We start from the raw sequence: 19,398 nt of genomic DNA, 5'->3' as shown, positions 1-19,398 counted from the left end.
GATACATACAAAAAGGATACTGTGATGTCGCGAGCACGCGCCAAGCTCACCGGCAACTTTCCCGGCTGCCCGGTGGAATCGGCCCTGAGTTTTCTCGATGGCAAATGGAAAGGCGTGATCCTCTATCACCTCATCAATGAGGGGACCCTGCGCTTCAACGAACTGCGCCGCCATATTCCAAGTGTCACCCAGCGCATGCTGACCAAGCAGCTGCGGGAACTGGAGGAGGCGGGTTTGATTTCGCGGACCGTTTTCCCCGTCGTGCCGCCGCGCGTGGATTATGCGTTGACACCGCTTGGCGAGACGATGCGACCGGTGATTTCGGCACTGAAAAGCTGGGGCGATGCGCACGTCGTCTGCAAAAACGGCGCGAAATACACGCAGCTTCCGCAGGTGGCGGAGAAGGCGGCCTGAAAGAAATCACGGGTAAGAGCACGTGCCGTGGACATCATTTTTCATGGTGCGATGCAACACGGATTTGCCCCGATTGATGCATAATGCTGCCATCTCGATTCGCAGCAGGGACATCAAAGCACATGAGCATGGGTTGGATGGAGGCCGGATTTCTCGGTCTTTTGCAAGGACTTACGGAGTTTCTCCCAATTTCGTCGAGCGCGCATCTGAGGATCGCCGGGGAGTTCCTGCCCTCCGGCGCCGACCCCGGCGCTGCCTTCACCGCCATTACCCAGATCGGCACGGAAATGGCCGTGCTGGTCTATTTCTGGTCCGACATCATGCGGATCGCTGCCGCCTGGCTCCGGCAAAACCTTCGTCTCGGCCCCTATGACAAGGCCGATGCACGTCTCGGCTGGCTGATCATCGTCGGCTCCGTGCCCATCGTGCTGCTCGGCCTTCTCTTCAAGGACGCCATCGAGCATTCGCTCCGAAACCTCTACATTACTGCCGTGATGCTGATCGTGTTCGGTATCGTTCTTGGCGTTGCCGACAGGATCGGGAAAAAGCGCTACAAGCTCAACCAGCTGATCTGGCGTGATGGTATCCTCTTCGGTTTCGCGCAGGCCATGGCGCTTATTCCCGGCGTTTCGCGTTCCGGCGGCACCATCAGCGCCGGCCTTCTTCTGGGTTATACCCGCGAGGCGGCGGCCCGTTATTCCTTCCTGCTCGCCGTACCCGCCGTCTTCGGCTCCGGTTTCTACCAGCTGTTCAAAAGCATCGGCGAAGACAATCCGGTGGGCTGGGGCCCGACAGGCCTCGCGACCCTGATCGCCTTCATCGTCGGTTACGCCGTTATCGTGGTTTTCCTGAAGCTGGTTTCGACCAAAAGCTACATGCCCTTCGTCTGGTACCGCGTGGTCATCGGCTTTATTCTTTTGGGGCTGCTGGGAACGGGCGTGATCAACGCGGGTGGGTGAGGGGCTTTCCAGGAACCATGCTTTTGGCAGAGTTGCATCATCCGCACGCCGTCACCTCGGACTAGATCCGGGATCCAGCGCGATCAAGTCATTGATCGCAAAAGACTCTTCTCACAGCGCAGACGCGCCGTGGCTGGATGCCGGATCAAGTCCGGCATGACGGAGGAGAGATTATGACGTGCCGCGAAATGTAGAAGGCCCGCTCTTTCGAACGGGCCTTTCGTCTTTCAGAGCAACGTGCCGCTCAAGATCACCAGCGCCACCGAGAAATAGATGACGAGCCCGCTGACATCCACCAGCGTGGCGACGAAGGGGGCCGAAGCGCTGGCGGGATCAAGCCGCAGACGTTGCAGCACGAAGGGCAGCATGGAGCCGGCGAGCGAACCGAAAGTGACGATACCGACGAGGGCCGCAAAAACCGTGGCACCAACCAGCAGCCAGTGCTCACCGTAGTCGTAGAAGCCAGCCTGCTGCCAGACCGTGAGCCGCAGGAAGCCGATGGCGCCCAGAATGCAGCCGAGCGTCAGGCCCGTCGGGATTTCCCGAAGCAGCACCCGCCACCAGTCGGAAAGCTTCAGTTCGCCCAGCGCCAGCGCCCGGATGATGAGCGAGGTGGCCTGCGAACCGGAGTTGCCGCCCGAAGACATGATGAGCGGAATGAACAGCGTCAGCACCACGGCCTTTTCCAGCTCGCCTTCGAAATGCTGCATGGCGCTGGCCGTCAGCATTTCGCCGAGGAACAGTGCTGCGAGCCAGCCGGCGCGCTTGCGGATCATGTCCGGAAAGCCGATCGTCATGTAGGGCTTGCCCAGCGCCTCCATACCACCGAACTTGTGGGCGTCTTCCGTGGTATCGGCGATCATGGTGTCGATCACGTCGTCAACGGTGACGATGCCGAGAATATGCGAGCTGTCATCCACGACGGGCAGCGCCAGAAGGTCGTGCTTGCGGATCAGCCGCGCGACATCCTCCTGTGACATCAGGGGGCTCGCACAGACAATGCCTTCCTTGGATGCGACCGAAAGAATGGAGGCGCCCGCTTCGCCGGTCAAAAGGCGGCGCAGCGTCACGACGGTGGTTAGCGTCCCGTCCTCGGCCAGCACATAGATGGCATAGACCGTTTCACGCGACCGCTCGACGACGCGGATGTGCGAAAGGGTCTGTTCCACCGTCCAATTGTCCGGCACGCTAACGAATTCCGTGGTCATGATCGAGCCGGCCGTGCGCGGCGGGTAACCCATCAGGTGCTTGATGGAGAGCGCCGTGGTGCGGTCCAGCCGGGCAAACAGCTTGGCGCGCGGCTCTTCGGCCATTTCTGCCATGACGTCGGCGACGCGGTCGTCCGACATCAGGTTGACGAGGCGCGCGGCCTGTTCGACCGGAATATCGGCTATGATCGCGGCGGCACCATGCAGTTCCGGCCGGTCGAGAATGGCGACGGCCTTTGCCTGCGGCATGGCGAGAAGGGCGGCTGCGGCGGCGCCGACATCCAGCGTGTTGAGGTGCTCGACGCGTTCGGCAATGGTGGTGGAGCCGGCATTTCCGCTACGAAGAAGGCGTGCGGCCTTGCTGGCCCTCTGGGAGAGGTTGTGGAAGTTCATGATTGCTCACCTTTCCGTCGATTCGCCGATCACGGCGAACGCGGTGGTGAGCCGACAGCGGTCGGATCAGTTCACGTTCGCCGGTCTCGGCAAAGGCAATCGACTGCTACTGTCGCTAGACATCTAATGATGCTCCGTTGAAATCCGCGCCGTGCCCAAGGCATGCGCGTAAGGCCGTGTTGCGCCTGAAACCGGAAAGAGTCAAGCGCCCGATTGTGAATTTTCCGTAAGCTTCGAAAGGGCCGGGTCAAGCCGCCTTTTGACGCCGCTCTACGGTGACGGAAACAAGAAAAACGCCAAGCCCGAGTAGGGAAAGAACGGCGCCCACATAACCCGTCGAGGCGTAACCGAAGCCCATGGCTATGACGAGGCCGCCGAGCCAGGCGCCAAGCGCATTGGCGATGTTGAATGCGGAATGGTTCGAGGCGGCAGCCAGCGTCTGCGCATCCTGCGCCACATCCATCAGCCGCGTCTGTACGGCCGGGCAGGCGGCAAAACCGCAGCCGATCAGGAAGACGCAAAGGCAGAGCATGAAGGGATCCTGCGCCGTCATGCCGAAAACAGCCATGACCACCACGTTGAAGGCGAGCATGCCGCCAATCGTGCCGTTGAGCGAGATATCGGCCAGCCGTGAGCCGACGACATTGCCGACATTCATGCCGATGCCGAACAGCGCCAGCACCATGGAGACCGTGGAAACCGGCATCATCGCCACGTCAGTCGTGGTCTTCGCGATATAGCTGAAGACCGAGAACATGCCGCCAAAGCCGACGGCGGCAATGGCGAGCGTCAGCCATACCTGTACGCGGCGGAAGGCGCCGAGTTCGCGCCATACGCTGGCGCCTTCTTCCACCCTGTCACGCGGCTGGAACAGCCAAAGCAGGGCCACCGTCAGAAGTGCGATGCCGCCGACAAGCATGAAAGCCGCGCGCCAGGACAGTAGCTGGCCGAAGAAGGTGGCGAGCGGAGTGCCGAGCAGGGTGGCGATGGTGAGGCCGAGCATGACACGGCCAACGGCGCGGGCGCGCTTGTGGATTGGCGCCATCGAGGCCGCCACGAGCGCCGCAACGCCAAAATAGGCCCCATGTGGCAGGCCGGTGATGAAGCGCAGAATGGTGAAGCTCACAAAATCCGGCGCGACGGCGCTCAGGATGTTTCCAGCCGCAAAAAGTCCCATCAGACTGAGAAGCAATGTCCGGCGCGTGATGCGCGCGGCGAGAACCGCGATGATCGGCGCGCCAATGACGACGCCCAGCGCATAGGCGGTGATGACATAACCCGCTTCCGGCACCGTGACGCCATAGGTCGAGGCGACGTCGGGCAAAAGTCCCATGATGGCGAATTCGCCGGTACCGATGCCAAAACCGCCGGCAGCCAGCGCCAGTTCTATAAGCGCAATGGCAAGTGGGGAGAGGACCACGACAGGCGCAGCCGTGTAAACGGTTTCATTCTCCCCGCCAGGGCGGGCTTCGGAGATGTTCGAATGGCTCATCGTGACCTGAAAAGCGGGAAGGGCCCACAGAAAAAAGGGCAAGACCGTATGGGAGCGGTCTGCCCTGACTGGAGATGCGCGGTCATGAAAATGACCTTAAGTGACCTCTAACATGAAATGATGCGTTGCGGTAGAGCGATTCTCGGCAAAAGACGATCTTCACGCGATGGTGTTCGGAACTCTATATAAGGCCAGGCATTTACGCGCGGCTGCGAATGTTACGGGACCGGGTTGGAAACATGAAGCTCATTGCAATTTTCAATCGTGACGGCGGCACATTTCGCACCACCGACATGGAAGCCTATTGTGATCATGCCCGCGAGGTCTTCACCCGCGCCGGACACGTGATCGATTGCCGTCTTGTCTCCGGAAAGGACATCGTCGAGGAAATGGCACGCGCCGCCGAGGAGCCGGGCATTGAAGGCATCATTGCCGGCGGCGGAGATGGCACCATTTCGGCGGCTGCCGGCATTGCCTGGAAACAGGGCATCGCGCTCGGCATCGTGCCGGCCGGCACCATGAACCTCTTCGCCCGCTCGCTGAAGCTGCCGCTCGACATTCGTCAGGCGCTGGAAACGCTGGCGAATGGCGAGATTGCCAGTGTCGACATCGCCAGCGCCAATGGCCGCCTCTTTGTCCACCAGTTTTCCGCGGGCCTGCATTCGCGCATGGTGCGCTATCGAAACAATCTCGCCTTTGCCTCCCGTCTCGGCAAGATCAAGGCGAGCATCCGCGCCGCCATCAGCGTCATCCTCAACCCGCCTGTCTTCGAGGTGGAATACACCGTTGATGGCCGGACGCAGCATCGAAAGGTATCCGCCATTTCCGTCTCCAACAATGAATTCGGTCAGAATTCGCTGCTGGTGGCGGATAACGTCTCCGGCGGCCATCTGGGTTTTTATCTCACCGATCCGTTACGTCCGTCCGGTGTCGCCAGACTCGCCCTGGATATTCTGCGCGGCAAGTTCAAGCAGAATGCCGCCGTGACAGCCATGACCGTGACGGATGTGGAGCTGCATTTTCCCAAGAAACGCCATGATGTCCGCTGCGTCATCGATGGCGAGCTGCTGCCGATGGAACGCGACGTGGCGCTGGAAGTGCACGCCGGCGAGTTGAAGGTGCTGGTGGGGCGGGCGTTCTTCGCTTAGCGCAAACCGACTGTGAATTAGGCCATCGCCGCCTTTTCTTCTGCCGGCGGGGAGAAAAACAAGCGGCGATGCCGTATCCTCCCTAGCCCCTGAAAACCTCCAGTCTTGCCAAATCGAAGCCGCCCGGCCATGGTCGGCGGGTGCGATGGCGTGCGCGCTGTCGCTTCTATGGGAGTGCGATCTGTCATGAATGAAATCTCCAACCCCCTCTCCAACCTTGCTGCCATCGATGCCGCCCATCATCTCCATCCCTTTTCAGACATGGGCAAGCTCAACGCCGCCGGCACCCGCATCATCGAGCGCGCGGAAGGGGTGTTCATCTACGACAGCACCGGCAGGAAATATCTCGACGCTTTCGCCGGCCTCTGGTGTGTGAATATCGGTTACGGACGCCGCGAGATCGCCGATGTGGTACGGCGTCAGATGAACGAGCTCCCCTACTACAACGCGTTTTTCGGCACCACCACGCCGCCCGCGACGCTGCTGGCGCAGAAGATCGCTTCGCACGCCGGGCCTGGCATGAACCACGTGTTCTTCACCAATTCTGGCTCGGAAGCCACCGATACCTGGTTCCGCATGGCGCGAGTCTACTGGAAGGCCCTCGGCCATCCCGCGAAGACGAAGGTTATCGCCCGCCGCAACGGCTACCACGGCTCGACGGTGGCCGGAGCCTCGCTGGGTGGCATGACGTGGATGCACGAGCAGGGCGGCCTGCCCATCGATGGCGTCGCCCATATTGGCCAGCCCTATTGGTATGCCGAGGGTGGCGATCTTTCTCCGGCCGAATTCGGCCTGAAGGTGGCTCGCGAACTCAATGAGAAAATCGACGAGTTGGGCGAGGAAAACGTTGCTGCTTTCGTGGCCGAACCGATTCAGGGAGCCGGTGGCGTCATTGTACCGCCGGAGACGTACTGGCCGGAAATCGTCCGTATCTGCAAGGCGCGCAATATTCTGCTCGTCTCCGATGAGGTGATCTGCGGTTTCGGTCGCCTGGGCTCCTGGTTCGGCTACCAGTATTTCGGCGTGGAGCCGGACTTTGCCCCCATCGCCAAGGGCTTGTCCTCGGGTTATCTGCCGATTGGCGGCGTGGTCGTGTCGGATCGGGTGGCGGAAGTGATGTTGTCCGAGGTCGGTGATTTCAACCACGGCTTCACCTATTCCGGACATCCCGTCTGCGCCGCCGCCGCGCTGGAAAACCTTCGCATCATCGAAGCGGAGGGTCTGGTGGAGCGGGTGCGCGACGATATCGGCCCTTATTTTTCCCAGGGCTGGAAAAGCCTTGAGGACCACGAACTGGTGGGCGAAGCCGTCAATGTCGGCTTGATGGGTGGACTGCAGATCACGGCGGACAAGGCGACCCGCAGACGTTTCGGCAAGCCGGACGATGTTGGTATAACGGTGCGCAATCATTGCCTTGCAAACGGCCTCGTCATGCGCGCAACGGGCGACCGAATGCTGGCTTCGCCGGCGCTGACCGTCAGCCGTTTGGAAGTGGATGAGATCATAGAGACGTTGCGCAAGGGGCTCGACCACCTGCGTGATACGCGCGAGCAATTCTAGGGAAAGTGGACACCGGTTTTCCGTTAAAGAATGCGAAAAGAGATGCCAAGGGAGGACTGAAATGGCAGGACAGGAACACCATTACGCCGTGAAGGTGACGTGGACGGGTAATCGTGGCAAGGGCACGTCGGGCTATCGCGACTACGAACGCGACTACACGATTTCCACCGAGGGAAAGGCTGATATAGCCGGCTCGTCCGATCCGGCCTTCCGTGGCGATCCCGCCCGCTGGAACCCTGAAGACCTGCTGGTCGCTTCGCTCTCGGCCTGCCACAAGCTCTGGTACCTGCATTTCTGCTCGGTCAACGGCATCATCGTCGAAGACTATGTCGACGATGCCGAAGGCACGCTCGTCATGGAAAAGGATGGCGCCGGGCAGTTCAGCGAAGTGGTGCTGAAACCGGTCATCACCATCTCGAAGGGCGATCCCGCCCGGGCGGATGCGCTGCACCATGACGCGCACGACAAGTGCTTCATCGCGCGGTCGGTGAATTTTCCGGTGCGGGTGGAGGGGACCGTGAAGGTGGTTTGAGACTCATGCCAGTTGCAGACCGAGATGATCGGCCATCGGCTGAAAGTCTCGGTCGTTTTGCAGCAGCTTATGGCCGTGCTCAATACAGTAGGTGCCGATAATGAGGTCGTTGCTTTTTCTAATCGTATAGCCGTGATTGCGTAGAAAGCGATAATTTGCGGCAGCCTTGATGGCGAGTTGGGGAGACATCATCGCGACGCAGGGAAATTCTCCCAGCATTTGTTCAAGATGCCGCGCATGATGACCGTCCCGTGCGCCTCTAAGCACCTCAAGAAGAATGATATCGCCGATCAGAATTTCGCCCTGCGCCATTAAGGCGCGAAACTTGGCGGAGAGAGCTGGCGTGTCTTTTCGAATGAATGAAATCCAGGCAGAGCTATCTGCTACGATCATTTTCCCTTCTTCACATCCCAATCCGTTTCAGCGTCCCAATCCGTCCGCATCTCGTCCAGATTGCCCTCCCAATCCGTGCCCTCCAATGCATCGAGGGCACGCATCTGGCGATGAATTCGCACCAGATCGCGCAACGCCTTCTCCACCGTCGCCTTTTTTGTCGAAAGGCCGGTAATTTCCATCGCTTCGGCGATCAAGGCGTCATCAAGATCAATATTCGTACGCATGGATAATCCTTGGTGTATCGATTTTCAAAATCATACACCAAGGCATGCTTCTGCGATATCTCTTTTTACTGGAACGCCGTCTCGTAGAAGCTTCTGAGCTTGCGCGAGTGCAGCGTTTCCGTCGGCATGGCGGCAAGCTTCTGCACGGCGCGGATGCCGATCTGCAGATGCTGGGCGACCTGGGTGCGGTAAAATTCCGTCGCCATGCCTGGCAGCTTCAATTCGCCATGCAGTGGCTTGTCGGAAACGCACAGCAGAGTGCCGTAGGGCACACGGAAGCGGAAGCCGTTGGCCGCTATGGTAGCGGATTCCATGTCAAGCGCGATGGCGCGGGACTGCGACAGGCGCTTGACGGGACCGGCCTGATCACGGAGCTCCCAGTTGCGGTTGTCGATGGTGGCGACGGTGCCGGTGCGCATGATGCGCTTCAGTTCGAAGCCCTCGTAACCCGTGACTTCGGCGACTGCACCCTCCAGCGCCAGCTGCACTTCGGCAAGCGCCGGGATAGGCACCCACACCGGCAGGTCGTCGTCAAGCACGTGGTCCTCGCGCACATAGGCGTGGGCCAGAACATAGTCGCCCAGCCGCTGGCTGTTGCGCAGCCCGGCGCAGTGGCCGACCATTAGCCAGGCATGCGGGCGCAGCACGGCGATGTGGTCGGTGATCGTCTTGGCGTTGGAGGGGCCGACGCCGATGTTGACGAGCGTAATGCCGGCATGACCTTTTTTCTTCAGGTGATAGGCCGGCATCTGCGGCAGTCGGGCCAGCACCGCGTCCGTCTCGGGCTTGTCGGAACCCGCATGGGTGATGATGTTGCCCGGCTCCACAAAGGCCGTGTAACCCTCGCCGCCATTCTTCATCATCTGCCTCGCCCAGGCAGCGAATTCGTCGATATAGAACTGGTAGTTGGTGAACAGCACGAAGTTCTGGAAATGGCTGGCGCTCGTCGCCGTATAATGGCTGAGGCGCGCCAGCGAATAATCGATGCGCTGCGCCGTAAAGGGCGCAAGCGGCGCCGGCTCGCCCGGCACCTGATCATATTCGCCATTGGCTATGAGATCGTCGGTATTGTTGAGATCGGGCGTATCGAAGAGATCACGCAGCGGCACGTCTGACAGCGACGAAGCCGCCGCCGCCTCTACATACGCGCCTTCACCGAAAGCGAAATGCAGCGGAATGGGCGTAGCCGATTCCGACACCGTGACCGGAACGCCGTGGTTCTTCATAAGAAGCCCCAGCTGTTCCTTGAGATAGTGGCGGAAAAGCTCAGGCCGTGTGATCGTTGTCGTATAGACGCCGGGCGCGGTTACGTGGCCATAGGAAAGGCGGGAATCGACATGGCCGAAAGTGGCGGTCTCGAGGCTGACCTGCGGGTAGCAGGCGCGGTAACGCCCGGCAATCGGCGCGCCCTTGGCAAGGTCTGTGAAGGAATTGATCAGGAACGCCGTGTTGCGTTCGTAGAGCGCGCTCAAAGCCGCAACAGCTTCTTTCGGGTCCGTGAATGTTTGCGGCGCGAAAGGCTCTGGACTGATGAAGGTGAGGGGCGGAATCGTTGGTTTTGCTATTGTCATGGCCCATTATAAGAGGCCAATTTCGACAGGCAAGCGACAGAAATACGAAGAAACTGAAAAGAAACGCGAAAATGCAGCCGGACAATGCTGGCGCGGCAGAAACTCAGCCGAGCGCGCCGCGCTGCAGGCTCATCAGCAGCACGAAGCCGGCGCCTTTGGAGGCGGGGCGGGGATCGGCCTTGTAAACCGCAAGTCCGGCCACCGGGCCGAGAAAGATCGAGGCCATCAGCATCAGCCGCAGTGCGGAGAACAGGCCGTTGGAAAAACTGGTGGTCATTGGCTGGTCCTCACAATACGACGGGGCAATTGGCGGCGGGCGCCGGGCCGTGCTGGCAGGCGATTGCCGCACCGGCATTCACGCGCTGGAAACTGCGGTTCGGATTAACGACGAGCGAGGCGAAGGACATGGCGAAGATCGCCATGAGAAACGCGAAGATTGCCAGTCGGCTGATCAGCTTTGTCATGTCCATTCCCCTTTATCGGAGTTGATGGACAGAGTTTTGCCATAGTCGGACTGAACGGACCCTGAGGCCCCGGTTCATATGGTGTTCAGGGATGTTAACGGGCGGCGACATGGCGGATTGATGCCGCAGTGGTGCGCATGCCCAGCTTCAGGACAGAGGAATGTCCGCGCCTGGCGCAAGATCGGTTAGCAGTTTCTCCAATTCTTCACCTTGGGTCACGTCGACAATCGGCACCCGGTGTTCCTGCGCGGATGCCAGCATCTCGGTGTTCTCACGTAGCGAGCGTTCGATGAAGGCGTCCATGATCCGCTGCCTCTTCGCCGTTGCATCTTGGTAGCGTGCTTCAGAGCGCATTCTTTCGAGAAGAAAATCATTGTCGGCATGAAGAAATACGCCCGCCACCGTGCTGTCGAGGAGAGGCGATATGAACTCCGGTCGCAGGGCGGCGCCCTCGAAGATCGTCGTAGTCCCTGTGCCGGATCTTCTGTCAATCATCGCGCGGATCAGCGGCCAGATGTTCTGGTGATGGACCTTGAGAAACCAGTGGATCGTATCCGCCGACAGCTGTGCGTAATATTCCTCAACCGGCACCGGAATACCCGCCCATGGCCTCCCCGGATGGCGGGCGAGACTGTCGGTCGATATCGCCTCGCAGCGCAGCCTTTCGCTGAGCAGGCAGGCCAGTGTGCTTTTGCCGACATGCGAGGTGCCCGCGATCAGAATTGTCGAAAGGGTGGGGCGCATATCGTTGCTCTCATTGGCATCGGATGCAGCGATAATAAACGGATATATGGTTTGCATGCGACGTCTGTTCGCAGCCTGCGCGCGATTCCTGGCAGCCACCGCGCTCTGCGTCGCGAGACGGCAGGCTGGGGGACAAAAGCCCGCCTGCCGTTCCCTGTATTACAGCCGTGTCCAGGTCTGCGATTTGCACAGAACCTTCAGCACGCAACCCTTCATGCTCAGCGAATTTCCCGAAACGGTGCCGGAGCCGCTATAGGTCTTGTCATTGGCGGGATCGGTGATCTCACCTGAGTAGCTGTTTCCCTTTCCCGAAAGCTTGCCGATCTGTTTTCCGGCATGCTTGCCGGTCTTCAGCGTTACGCAGAAAGCGCCGCCGCAGGGGCCGATCACGGCGGTTTCGCCGCTGGCCGTCTTCCAGTTGCCTTCGATCGCCTCGGCGGCAAAGGCAATATTGCCGCTCATCAACAGGGCAGCTGCAATCGTCATCATAAGCTTCATGAAATTCCTCCCGAAATTCGCGCAGGCTTTTCCCAGGCCGGAACGGCCAAAGATGCGATGCGCAGATCAAACTCCCTTCAGCATGCCTCCACCATCTCTGGCCGGCGGCCGCCGTGCGGTGCAACGATTGCTCCTCCCACCGCGCTCTTCCGTGCCCGTTTTATCCTCGTGACGGGCAGGGCGGATAGTATTTGACGTTCACGTAAAAGGAAACAGAAATTTGCGGTGCCGGTGCAGCGTTGGCGTGTGCGGGAAGGGCGAAGGAGAGCAGTTTCGAAAATCTCGGTTCTTATCGTGGTGAAGGAAGGGTTTAAATCCAATTGTAAAGCTTTCGTAAAATTCACCGGAAAGTCCTTAATTTCCGCAGGCAATGATATTTAACAAAAACCCAATTTTACCAATCGTTTGCAGTTTGTTTGCGGCACATTAATCATGCCTTTTAAGCGAGCGTTGAAAGCCTCGTGGCATAGTGAACTCATCAAAAGCGCAGGGAAAACCTGCCGGACGGAAGGACAAAAAAGCCGCAAAAGACGGCAGTCCGGAAGACGCCTCGGCAAGAAGGCGCACGATGAAAACAGGTAGAACGACAGGGATTAAAACAATGGCACGCTTTGACATCAGTGATATCGAAATGGCTGCCGGTGGCGAAACCCGCGCCGACACCCTTTGCAATCTCGGCCTGGTCTATGCGACCGGCCGGGGCTGCAAGGTGGACCTGATCGCGGCCCACAAATGGCTTAACATCGCCGCGATCCGCGGATCGGAAAGAGCGGCTTCTCTCCGTGCGGATCTCGCCCGCAACATGACGAAAGCGGAACTGGCCGAAGCCCTTCGCGCCGCCCGCGACTGGATGACGATGCACTGATCCATCTCCGCGACCCATGAGATTGCCGGTCCGGTTCCCTCCAGTCCCGACGACCGGCCCAAACGAAAGTAAAACCCGAAGGGGAACGCGGCGAGGGCTCCGAAACGAAGCTTTTGCGCTGACACATCGAACCGCGACCGGCAGGAACAAGGCCGGCGCGGTTTTCTTATGTTCTGCAATGTGTCTTCGCCGGAAAATGATTCTCGCGCAGGGGCTTGCGGGAGGATGTTGATTCGATACGTGTAACGCGCGGCACTTTCCAACCCTCATTCCTGTGACGAACACAGGAATGAGGGTGGGTTAGGAGCTTACCCGATGGCCTTGAGAACCTTCGGCAATGCCTGCTCGAACAGATCGAGCTTGTCACCCGGCCCAACGCTCACGCGGATGCAACGGTTAAGCGGGGCCACGCCCGGCATGCGGATGAAAACCCCATGGTCCATCAGCCCGTCAACGATGGCGCGCGCATAGGCGCCGTCGCGGTGGCAATCGATGGTAACGAAATTGGTAGCGGAGGGCAGCGGTGAAAGGCCGTTATTGCGGGCGACAGCGGAAATACGATCCCGTGCCTCGGAAATCTTGCCAACCACCTCATGCAGATAGGCCTGGTCCTTGAGCGCTGCCAAAGCGCCGGCGATAGAAATACGCGCCATGCCGAAATGGTTGCGGATCTTGTCGAAGGCTTCGACATTGCCAAGCGTACCGATGGCGTAACCCACGCGGGCGCCGGCGAGCCCGTAAGCTTTGGAGAAGGTGCGCATGCGCAGTATATTGGGCTGGCCGATCAGCGCGTCGATAGCGGGCACCGCGCTTGCGGGCGCGGTTTCGCAATAGGCCTCGTCCAGAACGAGCAGGCAGGTCTCCGGCAACGCACGGGCAAATGCCACCACCTCGCTCGCATCCCACCAGCTTCCCATGGGATTGTCCGGATTGGCGAAATAGACGAGCGGCGCGTTTTCCCTGTGAACGAGGTCGAGAAGCCCGTCGAGGTTTTCGTGGTCGTCTACATAGGGCGTGGTCGCCAGTTTTCCGCCAAAACCGTTCACGTGATAATTGAAGGTGGGGTAGCCTCCCAAAGAGGTGACAACAGGCGTGCCTGGTTCCACGATCAGCCTGGCGATTTCACCGAGCAATCCGTCCACTCCGCCGCCTATGGCGATGTTGCCGCGCGAAACCCCGTGGTGGATGGCAAGCGCTTCCTTCAGCTCGAAATTTTCCGGATCGCTATACATCCAGGTTTCAGCCGCCGCATCGCGCATCGCCAGAAGCACCGATGGGGCGGGGCCGAAGCCGCTTTCGTTTGCACCGATTCGCGCCTCCACCTTCAAGCCGCGGTTCCTTTCTATGGCCTCCGGGCCGACGAAGGGAACGGTGGAGGGAAGCGAAGCGGCAAGCGGCGTGAGGCGTGAAAAAGCGGACATTGACAGAAGTTCCGGGACCTGTGTTTGAAAACCCGGCTCACAATAGGTGCAAAAAAGCCGGACGCAAGCCGTGCTCGGGTGTTCCATGAGTGTTTGGCAGCAGATTTTTGGTTCGCCACGGCACAACGCAAAGATCGGCGGGCTGACGCGCGGGTGCTGCTCAGACGCTGGTCTCGAAGCTCAGCCGGCGGACATGGTGCAGAAATTCGGCATCGATCAGCATGTTGAAGCCGATCGTCACTTTTTCCTCTTCCCGGCGGATCAGCGTGCAGCCGATTTCGTCGCGGATACCGAGAATTTCCAGATAGAAGTTGACCGGCATTTCCAGATCGGCACTGACATCCAGCTCCGCGCCGTAGAGCGAAATGGTGCGCACCAGGCAGCGCATGGTATCCTTGGCGCTCAGGTGGTGCCCGATGAAGGTGATCTTGCCGGGCCGGTCGATCTGAAATTTCTCATACATCTCGTCCTGCGGGACGTTTTGACCGATATCCATATGTAGAGCCATGACAACCTCCCCGGATTGCCTCTTCCGTCTGATTTTAACGCGGCTTCCTTGCCAGGGCGTGAAGGAAATATCCGCAATTGTCTCTAGTCCGTATCGACATGGGCCAGTTTGTGTACGCAACCCGTGTTTCGCCTGTTTACAACGCACATTATCTCGACTGGTTGCAGAAGGCGGGCGCCCGTTTTTGATAATCGGGCACGCTTGCACAGGGCTGGAGCCTCGTGCGGTTGACGCCGGCCGTACTTGGCGTTACGCCTGATCGCGCAATATCGCTTCGCAGCCTCGGGCGTCATCGGCCGGCTGTGATTGTCCTGGGAGTGGAAAGTGACTGGAAGGCTGGTAATCGTCGGGGCGGGGCAGGCCGCTTTTGCGCTGGCGTCGAAGCTCCGGGCGCTGAAGGACGAGCGTGCCATCACCATCATAGGCTCGGAAGATGCCTACCCCTATCAGCGGCCGCCGCTCTCCAAAAAATACCTCCTCGGCGAGATGAGTTTTGACCGGCTGATGTTCCGCCCGGAAGAATGGTATGCCGAAAACAATGTCGATATCCGGCTTTCCACCTGGGTGGAGGAGATAGACCGCGCCGGTAAGACCGTGCGCATGCAGGATGGCAGTACGCTTTCTTATGACCGGCTGGTTCTTGCGACCGGGGCCGCGCCCCGGCTGCTGCCCGCCAGCATCGGTGGCGATCTCGACGGCGTGCTTACCGTCCGTGACAGGCGCGACGCCGACCGCTTGACGGAGGAGATGAAGCCGGGCCGCAGGCTGCTGGTCATTGGCGGCGGTTATATTGGCCTTGAAGCTGCCGCCGTTGCCCGCAAGCTTGGCCTCGAGGTGACGCTGATCGAAATGGCCGACCGTATTCTCCAGCGCGTGGCGGCGAAGGAAACTGCGGATATCATGCGCGGCATTCATCAGGCCCAGGGCGTTTCCATCCGCGAAAAAACCGGCCTCGTGCGCCTCGTCGGCATGGACGGGCGGGTTGCCGCGGCCGAACTTTCGGATGGTTCAACGATCGACGTGGATTTCGTCATCGTCGGCATCGGCGTGACACCGAACGACCGGCTTGCCCGCGAATCGGGTCTCGATGTTGGTAACGGCATCGTGGTTGACGAATATACCCGCACATCCGACCCCGCCATTCATGCGGTGGGCGATTGCGCGCTTCTGCCCTGGCGCGGCCAGCAGGTGAGGATCGAATCGGTCCAGAACGCGGTCGATCAGGCTGAGGCGGCCGCCGCCGTACTCGCCGGCACGGAAGCGCCGTACGACGCGAAACCCTGGTTCTGGTCGGATCAGTACGATGTGAAGCTGCAGATCGCCGGCTTCAATCTCGGTTACGACGAGACGATTTTGAGGCCCGGCGCAAGGGAAGGCAGCTGGTCCATCTGGTATTTCCGTGATGGCCGCTTCGTGGCTGTCGATGCCGTGAATGACGCCAAGGCCTATGTTGCGGGTAAGAAACTGCTCGATACAGCCGCCCAACCCGACCGCACAATCCTGGCGGATCCGTCCGCCGATCTGAAATTACTGCTCTCCTGAGGATATCATGCCCGCTGCCGAAAACCGTTTCAAAACCGCCATTCATGCCGGCAAGCCGCAGATTGGCCTGTGGCTCGACATGGGCGAGGCCATTACGGCGGAAATCGCCGGAACGGCTGGCTTCGACTGGCTGGTGATCGACGGTGAGCACGGGCCGAACGACCTGCGCAGCATCATCGACCAGCTGCGCGCGCTTGCCACCTCTGCCGCCGAGCCGGTGGTGCGTGTGCCGGTCGGCGAGAGCTGGATGATCAAGCAGCTTCTGGATGCTGGCGCCCGCACGCTTCTTGTGCCCATGGTCGATTCAGCGGCACAGGCGGAAGCTCTCGTCAGCGCCATGCATTACCCGCCGCGCGGCATTCGCGGCATGGGAGCGGCCGTCGCCCGCGCTTCCGCTTTTAATACGATAACGGATTATGCCGACAGCGCCTCTGCCAGCGTTTGCCTGCTGGTGCAGGCGGAAACCCGCGCGGCAATCGATGATCTTGACAATATTCTTGCGGTGGACGGCGTGGATGGCGTCTTCATCGGCCCGGCGGATCTCGCCGCGGACATGGGTTATCTGGGAAGGATTGACGAAGCGGCGGTGCAGGCGGTTATCGAAGCGGCGATCGTTAAAATCGTCGCGGCTGGCAAGGCCGCCGGCATCCTCACCTTCAATGAAACCTATAATCGCCGTTATCTTGAACTCGGCGCGTCGTTCGTCGCCGTGGGAGCCGATGTCACGGAATTCGCCAATACGCTGCGTGCGCTTTCCGCACGCTACAAGGGTGGGCCGGCAGTGACGCCGTCCGGATCAGGATATTGATCAATCGTCGTTACTGGCGTTCAGCTTCTCCGGCGGAATACCTTCCTCGCCGGATGCGAGATAACCGCCATTGATGAGGGCGGAGCGGACGATGCGCTGGATTGCCTCGTCCCTGTCGATGCCGTGATCCCTTGCAAAATCAGACAATGCTGCCTCAAGATCGTCGCTGAACCGCATATTCGCCCCCTTCATTCCTGCTTTTTTCACCAATGCATAAAGGCAAGGCGGGCAAACCCGCCTTGCCTTGATTTAATGCCCGTTCGTCATCAGCGCCAGCGATAAAGGCTGCTGTTCGACGAACTCTGCTGCGTGCTCGTGCCCACCGCATAACCGATCGCGAAACCGAGTGCGCAGACGATCGTCAGCAGGGAGGTGGCGGTGCCTGGATTTTCCTTCACGGCTTCCACGACATTCTGGCCCTGCGCCCGGACATTATGCGCCGCCTTGCGAACGCGGCCGCGCGCCTCATCCAGAAATTCCGATGCATCCTCTCCAACACCTTCCGCACGGGCAGAAACGGATTTTGACAGGGATGCGATCTGCGAACGCAGTTCTGCAATCTGGTTTTCGATCGTGTCTTCGACAACATTCAGTTTGGTCTGAGCCATTAGAACACCTCTTTTGTTACCGAGGCGAAAACGTGCGGGCCCTGAAGAAGTTCCGCAACCGGGCGTAAAGTTTGACCCGCGGTTTATTTGGCCAACAGGTTTTTTGGCTTCTTGGCGAAAAAGCCTTGCAATCATTTTTCTTACGCAATAATCAGGCCGCACCGGAGAGGTGGCCGAGTGGTCGAAGGCGCTCCCCTGCTAAGGGAGTTTTCATCCTCCACCTCCAACTTCCCAATCAATTGATTTCATTATTTATTTCAGTCAATAACTTTTTTCGTAAAATCGTCGTGTGCCAATCGTGTGTCAACGACGTTCTTTCTTGCCAAAAACCCGGTCGATAACTTCCCGGTCGGCATCCCCCTCAACATACGTTTCCATCAGCAATCTGCGCGACTTCCAGCCGCCGTGATCTGCCGTCGTTGCCACGTCAACGCCATTGCGTCGGATCATCTCCGTAGCGAACCCGTGACGGCCAATTTCGTGGCTCGTAAGCCGGTTCAATCCAGCTTTCTCAATCACCTTGTCGAAGCGTTTCTTTGCCGTCGATCGGTTGGCCGCGCCGAATACGAGGATCGGGTACAAGTTCCTTATGTTCGCCAGTTCGATAACCATCGAGCGCGTCAGGAACACCTTGCGTGGCTCAGTCTTGGTCTTGGCGAGGTAGGCCACACCAAGCTGAAGGTTCACATCATCCCATGTCAGGCGGCAAGCCTCAGAGACGCGGGTGGCGGTTTCGAACATGAACCGAGCCATTGCGGCAGTTTCCGGCATATCAAGCTTCTTGGCGGTCTTGCTGAATACGTTCAGCCAATCGGAACTTCCTGCCGGCCGCCGCTTCTTTTCTTCCTTGAACCTTTTCACCGATATCTTGGGCAGGCGCTTGGCCTCAGCCACATGATTGATAATGGCGCGCATGGGCGTAATTACCTGCCGGTTCCATGTAGCTGGCTGGGCATCGGGATATAGGAGCTTAGCGGCCTTGCGGATTTCCGGTCCAGTGATGTCCTTGACTTTCCACTTCCTGAAATGACGAATGAGCGGTGCTGTGAACCGCCCATCCTTGCCATCATTCAGATATTCGGCAACCGCCTCTGGAAAGGTTAGGATTGCCTCCTGGCCGTGGACAGCGGCACGACGGACCCGGTCTTCGTGTTTGATCGCGATGTCTTCCGCGAGCCGCTTGTCACCCGTTCCAGAAGTTTCTCGGTATCTCTTTCCGTCCACCGTGAAACTGTAGTGCCAGATGTCTCCGCGCTTTTTGAGGTTGGGCATTCGTTGGGCTCCGGTCGTGCGGAATTGATGATTGTTTCGATATCGGACGGCATAAGGAACATGGCTTTGCCAATGACGCGGCAGGCCCCAAGCTGTCTGGCTCGCTCTCTCAATGTTCGTTCGGAAAGGTGGATACCGCAAGCCGCCATTTTTTCAACGGCGGCCGATGGCGATATGGCTTGGTCAAACAGGCTCGTCATCCCTCGCTCCTTTCAAGCGCCGCTCGGCCGGCGTCGGTGAGTTCGTAACCAGAACCATAAAGCGTGCCATTTTCAGTGAAGGTGCCGCGCGCAAATTTTGCCAAACCGTCGTTAGCGAAGCCACGCACAACGGTGGCCACGGCGGATTTATCTACACCGCAGCGGTTCGAAATATCTAAAAAGCACAGGACCCCGAACTCTTCAGGCACATTCTTCCACGCGCGTAAAACCTTAATTTGCGTCTCTGTCAGTATAGCCATCACCTATCCTCCGATTGCATGTCACGGATGGCCTTGGCTATCTCTTGCCGATCAGGTATTTCTCCGTTTCGGTTTTCGACAAACACTGCGGCCTCCTCCAGCGCCTTCGCCCTTGCATCCCTCTCGCGCTTCTCTGCTTCGGATATGAGTTGGCGGAGGCGGGTGATTTCGCGGATAGCGTCAGCGGCTAGATTTTTGCTTGTCCAGCCGGTCTTGTATTGGACCAGATTGACCTTGCTCAAAAGATCAACGATGTCCGTCACGCCAGTCAGGCCCGAAAGCTTTTGTTCTTTGGTTAGATCGGCCACGTC

The 19,398-nt window shown here is 59.2% G+C and carries 24 protein-coding genes; 8 read left to right on the top strand and 16 right to left on the bottom strand.

What is annotated here, in order from left to right; genetic code table 11:
- Positions 1-24 precede the first annotated feature (24 nt).
- Positions 25-414 carry a winged helix-turn-helix transcriptional regulator gene (locus WA845_RS00390; RefSeq protein ID WP_337322142.1) on the top strand — a complete coding sequence of 130 codons (390 nt, stop codon included), beginning with the start codon at positions 25-27 and terminating at the stop codon, positions 412-414.
- 122 nt (positions 415-536) lie between these two features.
- Complete coding sequence (locus tag WA845_RS00385) at positions 537-1,373, top strand: undecaprenyl-diphosphate phosphatase (protein WP_042936481.1); 837 nt, start codon at positions 537-539, stop codon at positions 1,371-1,373.
- Between the two features lie 227 nt (positions 1,374-1,600).
- Here the strand turns inward: WA845_RS00385 and mgtE are convergent, their stop codons facing one another.
- Together mgtE and WA845_RS00375 are read right to left on the bottom strand one after the other, a co-directional pair.
- Positions 1,601-2,974, bottom strand: coding sequence for a magnesium transporter (gene mgtE / locus WA845_RS00380; protein ID WP_112553547.1), 1,374 nt, complete (start codon positions 2,972-2,974; stop codon positions 1,601-1,603).
- Between the two features lie 247 nt (positions 2,975-3,221).
- Positions 3,222-4,466, bottom strand: coding sequence for an MFS transporter (locus tag WA845_RS00375; RefSeq protein ID WP_112553629.1), 1,245 nt, complete (start codon positions 4,464-4,466; stop codon positions 3,222-3,224).
- 239 nt (positions 4,467-4,705) lie between these two features.
- On the opposite strand from WA845_RS00375, the gene WA845_RS00370 reads away from it, so the two are divergent.
- The 3 genes from WA845_RS00370 to WA845_RS00360 all read left to right on the top strand — a co-directional run bounded on the left by WA845_RS00370 (position 4,706) and on the right by WA845_RS00360 (position 7,706).
- A complete protein-coding gene (locus tag WA845_RS00370) occupies positions 4,706-5,614 on the top strand; it encodes a diacylglycerol kinase family protein (RefSeq protein WP_112553549.1) in 909 nt (302 codons plus the stop codon).
- Between the two features lie 186 nt (positions 5,615-5,800).
- On the top strand, positions 5,801-7,174 hold the full coding sequence (locus tag WA845_RS00365; RefSeq protein WP_162719118.1) for an aminotransferase: 1,374 nt from the start codon (positions 5,801-5,803) through the stop codon (positions 7,172-7,174).
- A gap of 61 nt (positions 7,175-7,235) precedes the next feature.
- A complete protein-coding gene (locus tag WA845_RS00360) occupies positions 7,236-7,706 on the top strand; it encodes an OsmC family protein (protein ID WP_004440860.1) in 471 nt (156 codons plus the stop codon).
- 3 nt (positions 7,707-7,709) lie between these two features.
- Here the strand turns inward: WA845_RS00360 and vapC are convergent, their stop codons facing one another.
- The 7 genes from vapC to WA845_RS00325 form a co-directional block, all read right to left on the bottom strand.
- Positions 7,710-8,099, bottom strand: coding sequence for a type II toxin-antitoxin system VapC family toxin (gene vapC, locus WA845_RS00355; protein ID WP_112553553.1), 390 nt, complete (start codon positions 8,097-8,099; stop codon positions 7,710-7,712).
- Positions 8,096-8,326, bottom strand: coding sequence for a type II toxin-antitoxin system VapB family antitoxin (locus WA845_RS00350; RefSeq protein ID WP_006699381.1), 231 nt, complete (start codon positions 8,324-8,326; stop codon positions 8,096-8,098). The genes vapC and WA845_RS00350 overlap by 4 nt, the downstream gene beginning before the upstream one ends.
- 65 nt (positions 8,327-8,391) lie before the next feature.
- Positions 8,392-9,897, bottom strand: coding sequence for an AMP nucleosidase (amn, locus tag WA845_RS00345; RefSeq protein ID WP_004440865.1), 1,506 nt, complete (start codon positions 9,895-9,897; stop codon positions 8,392-8,394).
- A 103-nt stretch (positions 9,898-10,000) separates the two neighbouring features.
- Complete coding sequence (locus tag WA845_RS00340) at positions 10,001-10,174, bottom strand: hypothetical protein (protein WP_004440867.1); 174 nt, start codon at positions 10,172-10,174, stop codon at positions 10,001-10,003.
- 10 nt (positions 10,175-10,184) lie between these two features.
- Entirely contained in the window at positions 10,185-10,367 is a 183-nt protein-coding gene (locus WA845_RS00335; protein WP_035210174.1) for a hypothetical protein, read from the bottom strand.
- Positions 10,368-10,508: 141 nt separating this feature from the next.
- A complete protein-coding gene (locus WA845_RS00330; RefSeq protein WP_077986880.1) occupies positions 10,509-11,105 on the bottom strand; it encodes a hypothetical protein in 597 nt (198 codons plus the stop codon).
- 159 nt (positions 11,106-11,264) lie between these two features.
- Entirely contained in the window at positions 11,265-11,603 is a 339-nt protein-coding gene (locus WA845_RS00325; RefSeq protein WP_004440872.1) for a DUF2147 domain-containing protein, read from the bottom strand.
- Between the two features lie 601 nt (positions 11,604-12,204).
- On the opposite strand from WA845_RS00325, the gene WA845_RS00320 reads away from it, so the two are divergent.
- A complete protein-coding gene (locus tag WA845_RS00320) occupies positions 12,205-12,468 on the top strand; it encodes a sel1 repeat family protein (protein ID WP_004440874.1) in 264 nt (87 codons plus the stop codon).
- 308 nt (positions 12,469-12,776) lie between these two features.
- Here the strand turns inward: WA845_RS00320 and WA845_RS00315 are convergent, their stop codons facing one another.
- Complete coding sequence (locus tag WA845_RS00315; RefSeq protein ID WP_112553555.1) at positions 12,777-13,889, bottom strand: pyridoxal phosphate-dependent aminotransferase; 1,113 nt, start codon at positions 13,887-13,889, stop codon at positions 12,777-12,779.
- Between the two features lie 160 nt (positions 13,890-14,049).
- Entirely contained in the window at positions 14,050-14,397 is a 348-nt protein-coding gene (locus WA845_RS00310; RefSeq protein WP_004440878.1) for a hypothetical protein, read from the bottom strand.
- A 324-nt stretch (positions 14,398-14,721) separates the two neighbouring features.
- Between WA845_RS00310 and WA845_RS00305 the strand changes: the two genes are divergently transcribed.
- A complete protein-coding gene (locus tag WA845_RS00305; RefSeq protein ID WP_112553557.1) occupies positions 14,722-15,939 on the top strand; it encodes an FAD-dependent oxidoreductase in 1,218 nt (405 codons plus the stop codon).
- Between the two features lie 7 nt (positions 15,940-15,946).
- Positions 15,947-16,747, top strand: a complete 801-nt coding sequence (locus WA845_RS00300; protein WP_112553559.1) for an aldolase/citrate lyase family protein — start codon at positions 15,947-15,949, stop codon at positions 16,745-16,747.
- Here the strand turns inward: WA845_RS00300 and WA845_RS00295 are convergent, their stop codons facing one another.
- The 5 genes from WA845_RS00295 to WA845_RS00275 all read right to left on the bottom strand — a co-directional run bounded on the left by WA845_RS00295 (position 16,748) and on the right by WA845_RS00275 (position 19,395).
- Complete coding sequence (locus WA845_RS00295; protein ID WP_004440886.1) at positions 16,748-16,924, bottom strand: hypothetical protein; 177 nt, start codon at positions 16,922-16,924, stop codon at positions 16,748-16,750. It abuts the gene before it with no gap.
- An 89-nt stretch (positions 16,925-17,013) separates the two neighbouring features.
- Complete coding sequence (locus WA845_RS00290) at positions 17,014-17,355, bottom strand: hypothetical protein (protein ID WP_112553561.1); 342 nt, start codon at positions 17,353-17,355, stop codon at positions 17,014-17,016.
- Between the two features lie 303 nt (positions 17,356-17,658).
- Positions 17,659-18,627, bottom strand: coding sequence for a tyrosine-type recombinase/integrase (locus tag WA845_RS00285; RefSeq protein ID WP_052817678.1), 969 nt, complete (start codon positions 18,625-18,627; stop codon positions 17,659-17,661).
- A gap of 196 nt (positions 18,628-18,823) precedes the next feature.
- Positions 18,824-19,087, bottom strand: coding sequence for a hypothetical protein (locus WA845_RS00280; protein WP_337322141.1), 264 nt, complete (start codon positions 19,085-19,087; stop codon positions 18,824-18,826).
- Positions 19,087-19,395, bottom strand: a complete 309-nt coding sequence (locus WA845_RS00275) for a hypothetical protein (protein WP_337322140.1) — start codon at positions 19,393-19,395, stop codon at positions 19,087-19,089. The genes WA845_RS00280 and WA845_RS00275 overlap by 1 nt, the downstream gene beginning before the upstream one ends.
- Positions 19,396-19,398 lie beyond the last annotated feature (3 nt).

The sequence above is a fragment of the Agrobacterium sp. CMT1 genome (assembly GCF_037203725.1).
Lineage (GTDB): Bacteria > Pseudomonadota > Alphaproteobacteria > Rhizobiales > Rhizobiaceae > Agrobacterium > Agrobacterium pusense.
The sequence above is the reverse complement of the archived record's forward strand: the minus strand, read 5'-3'. Positions and strand labels throughout refer to the sequence as shown.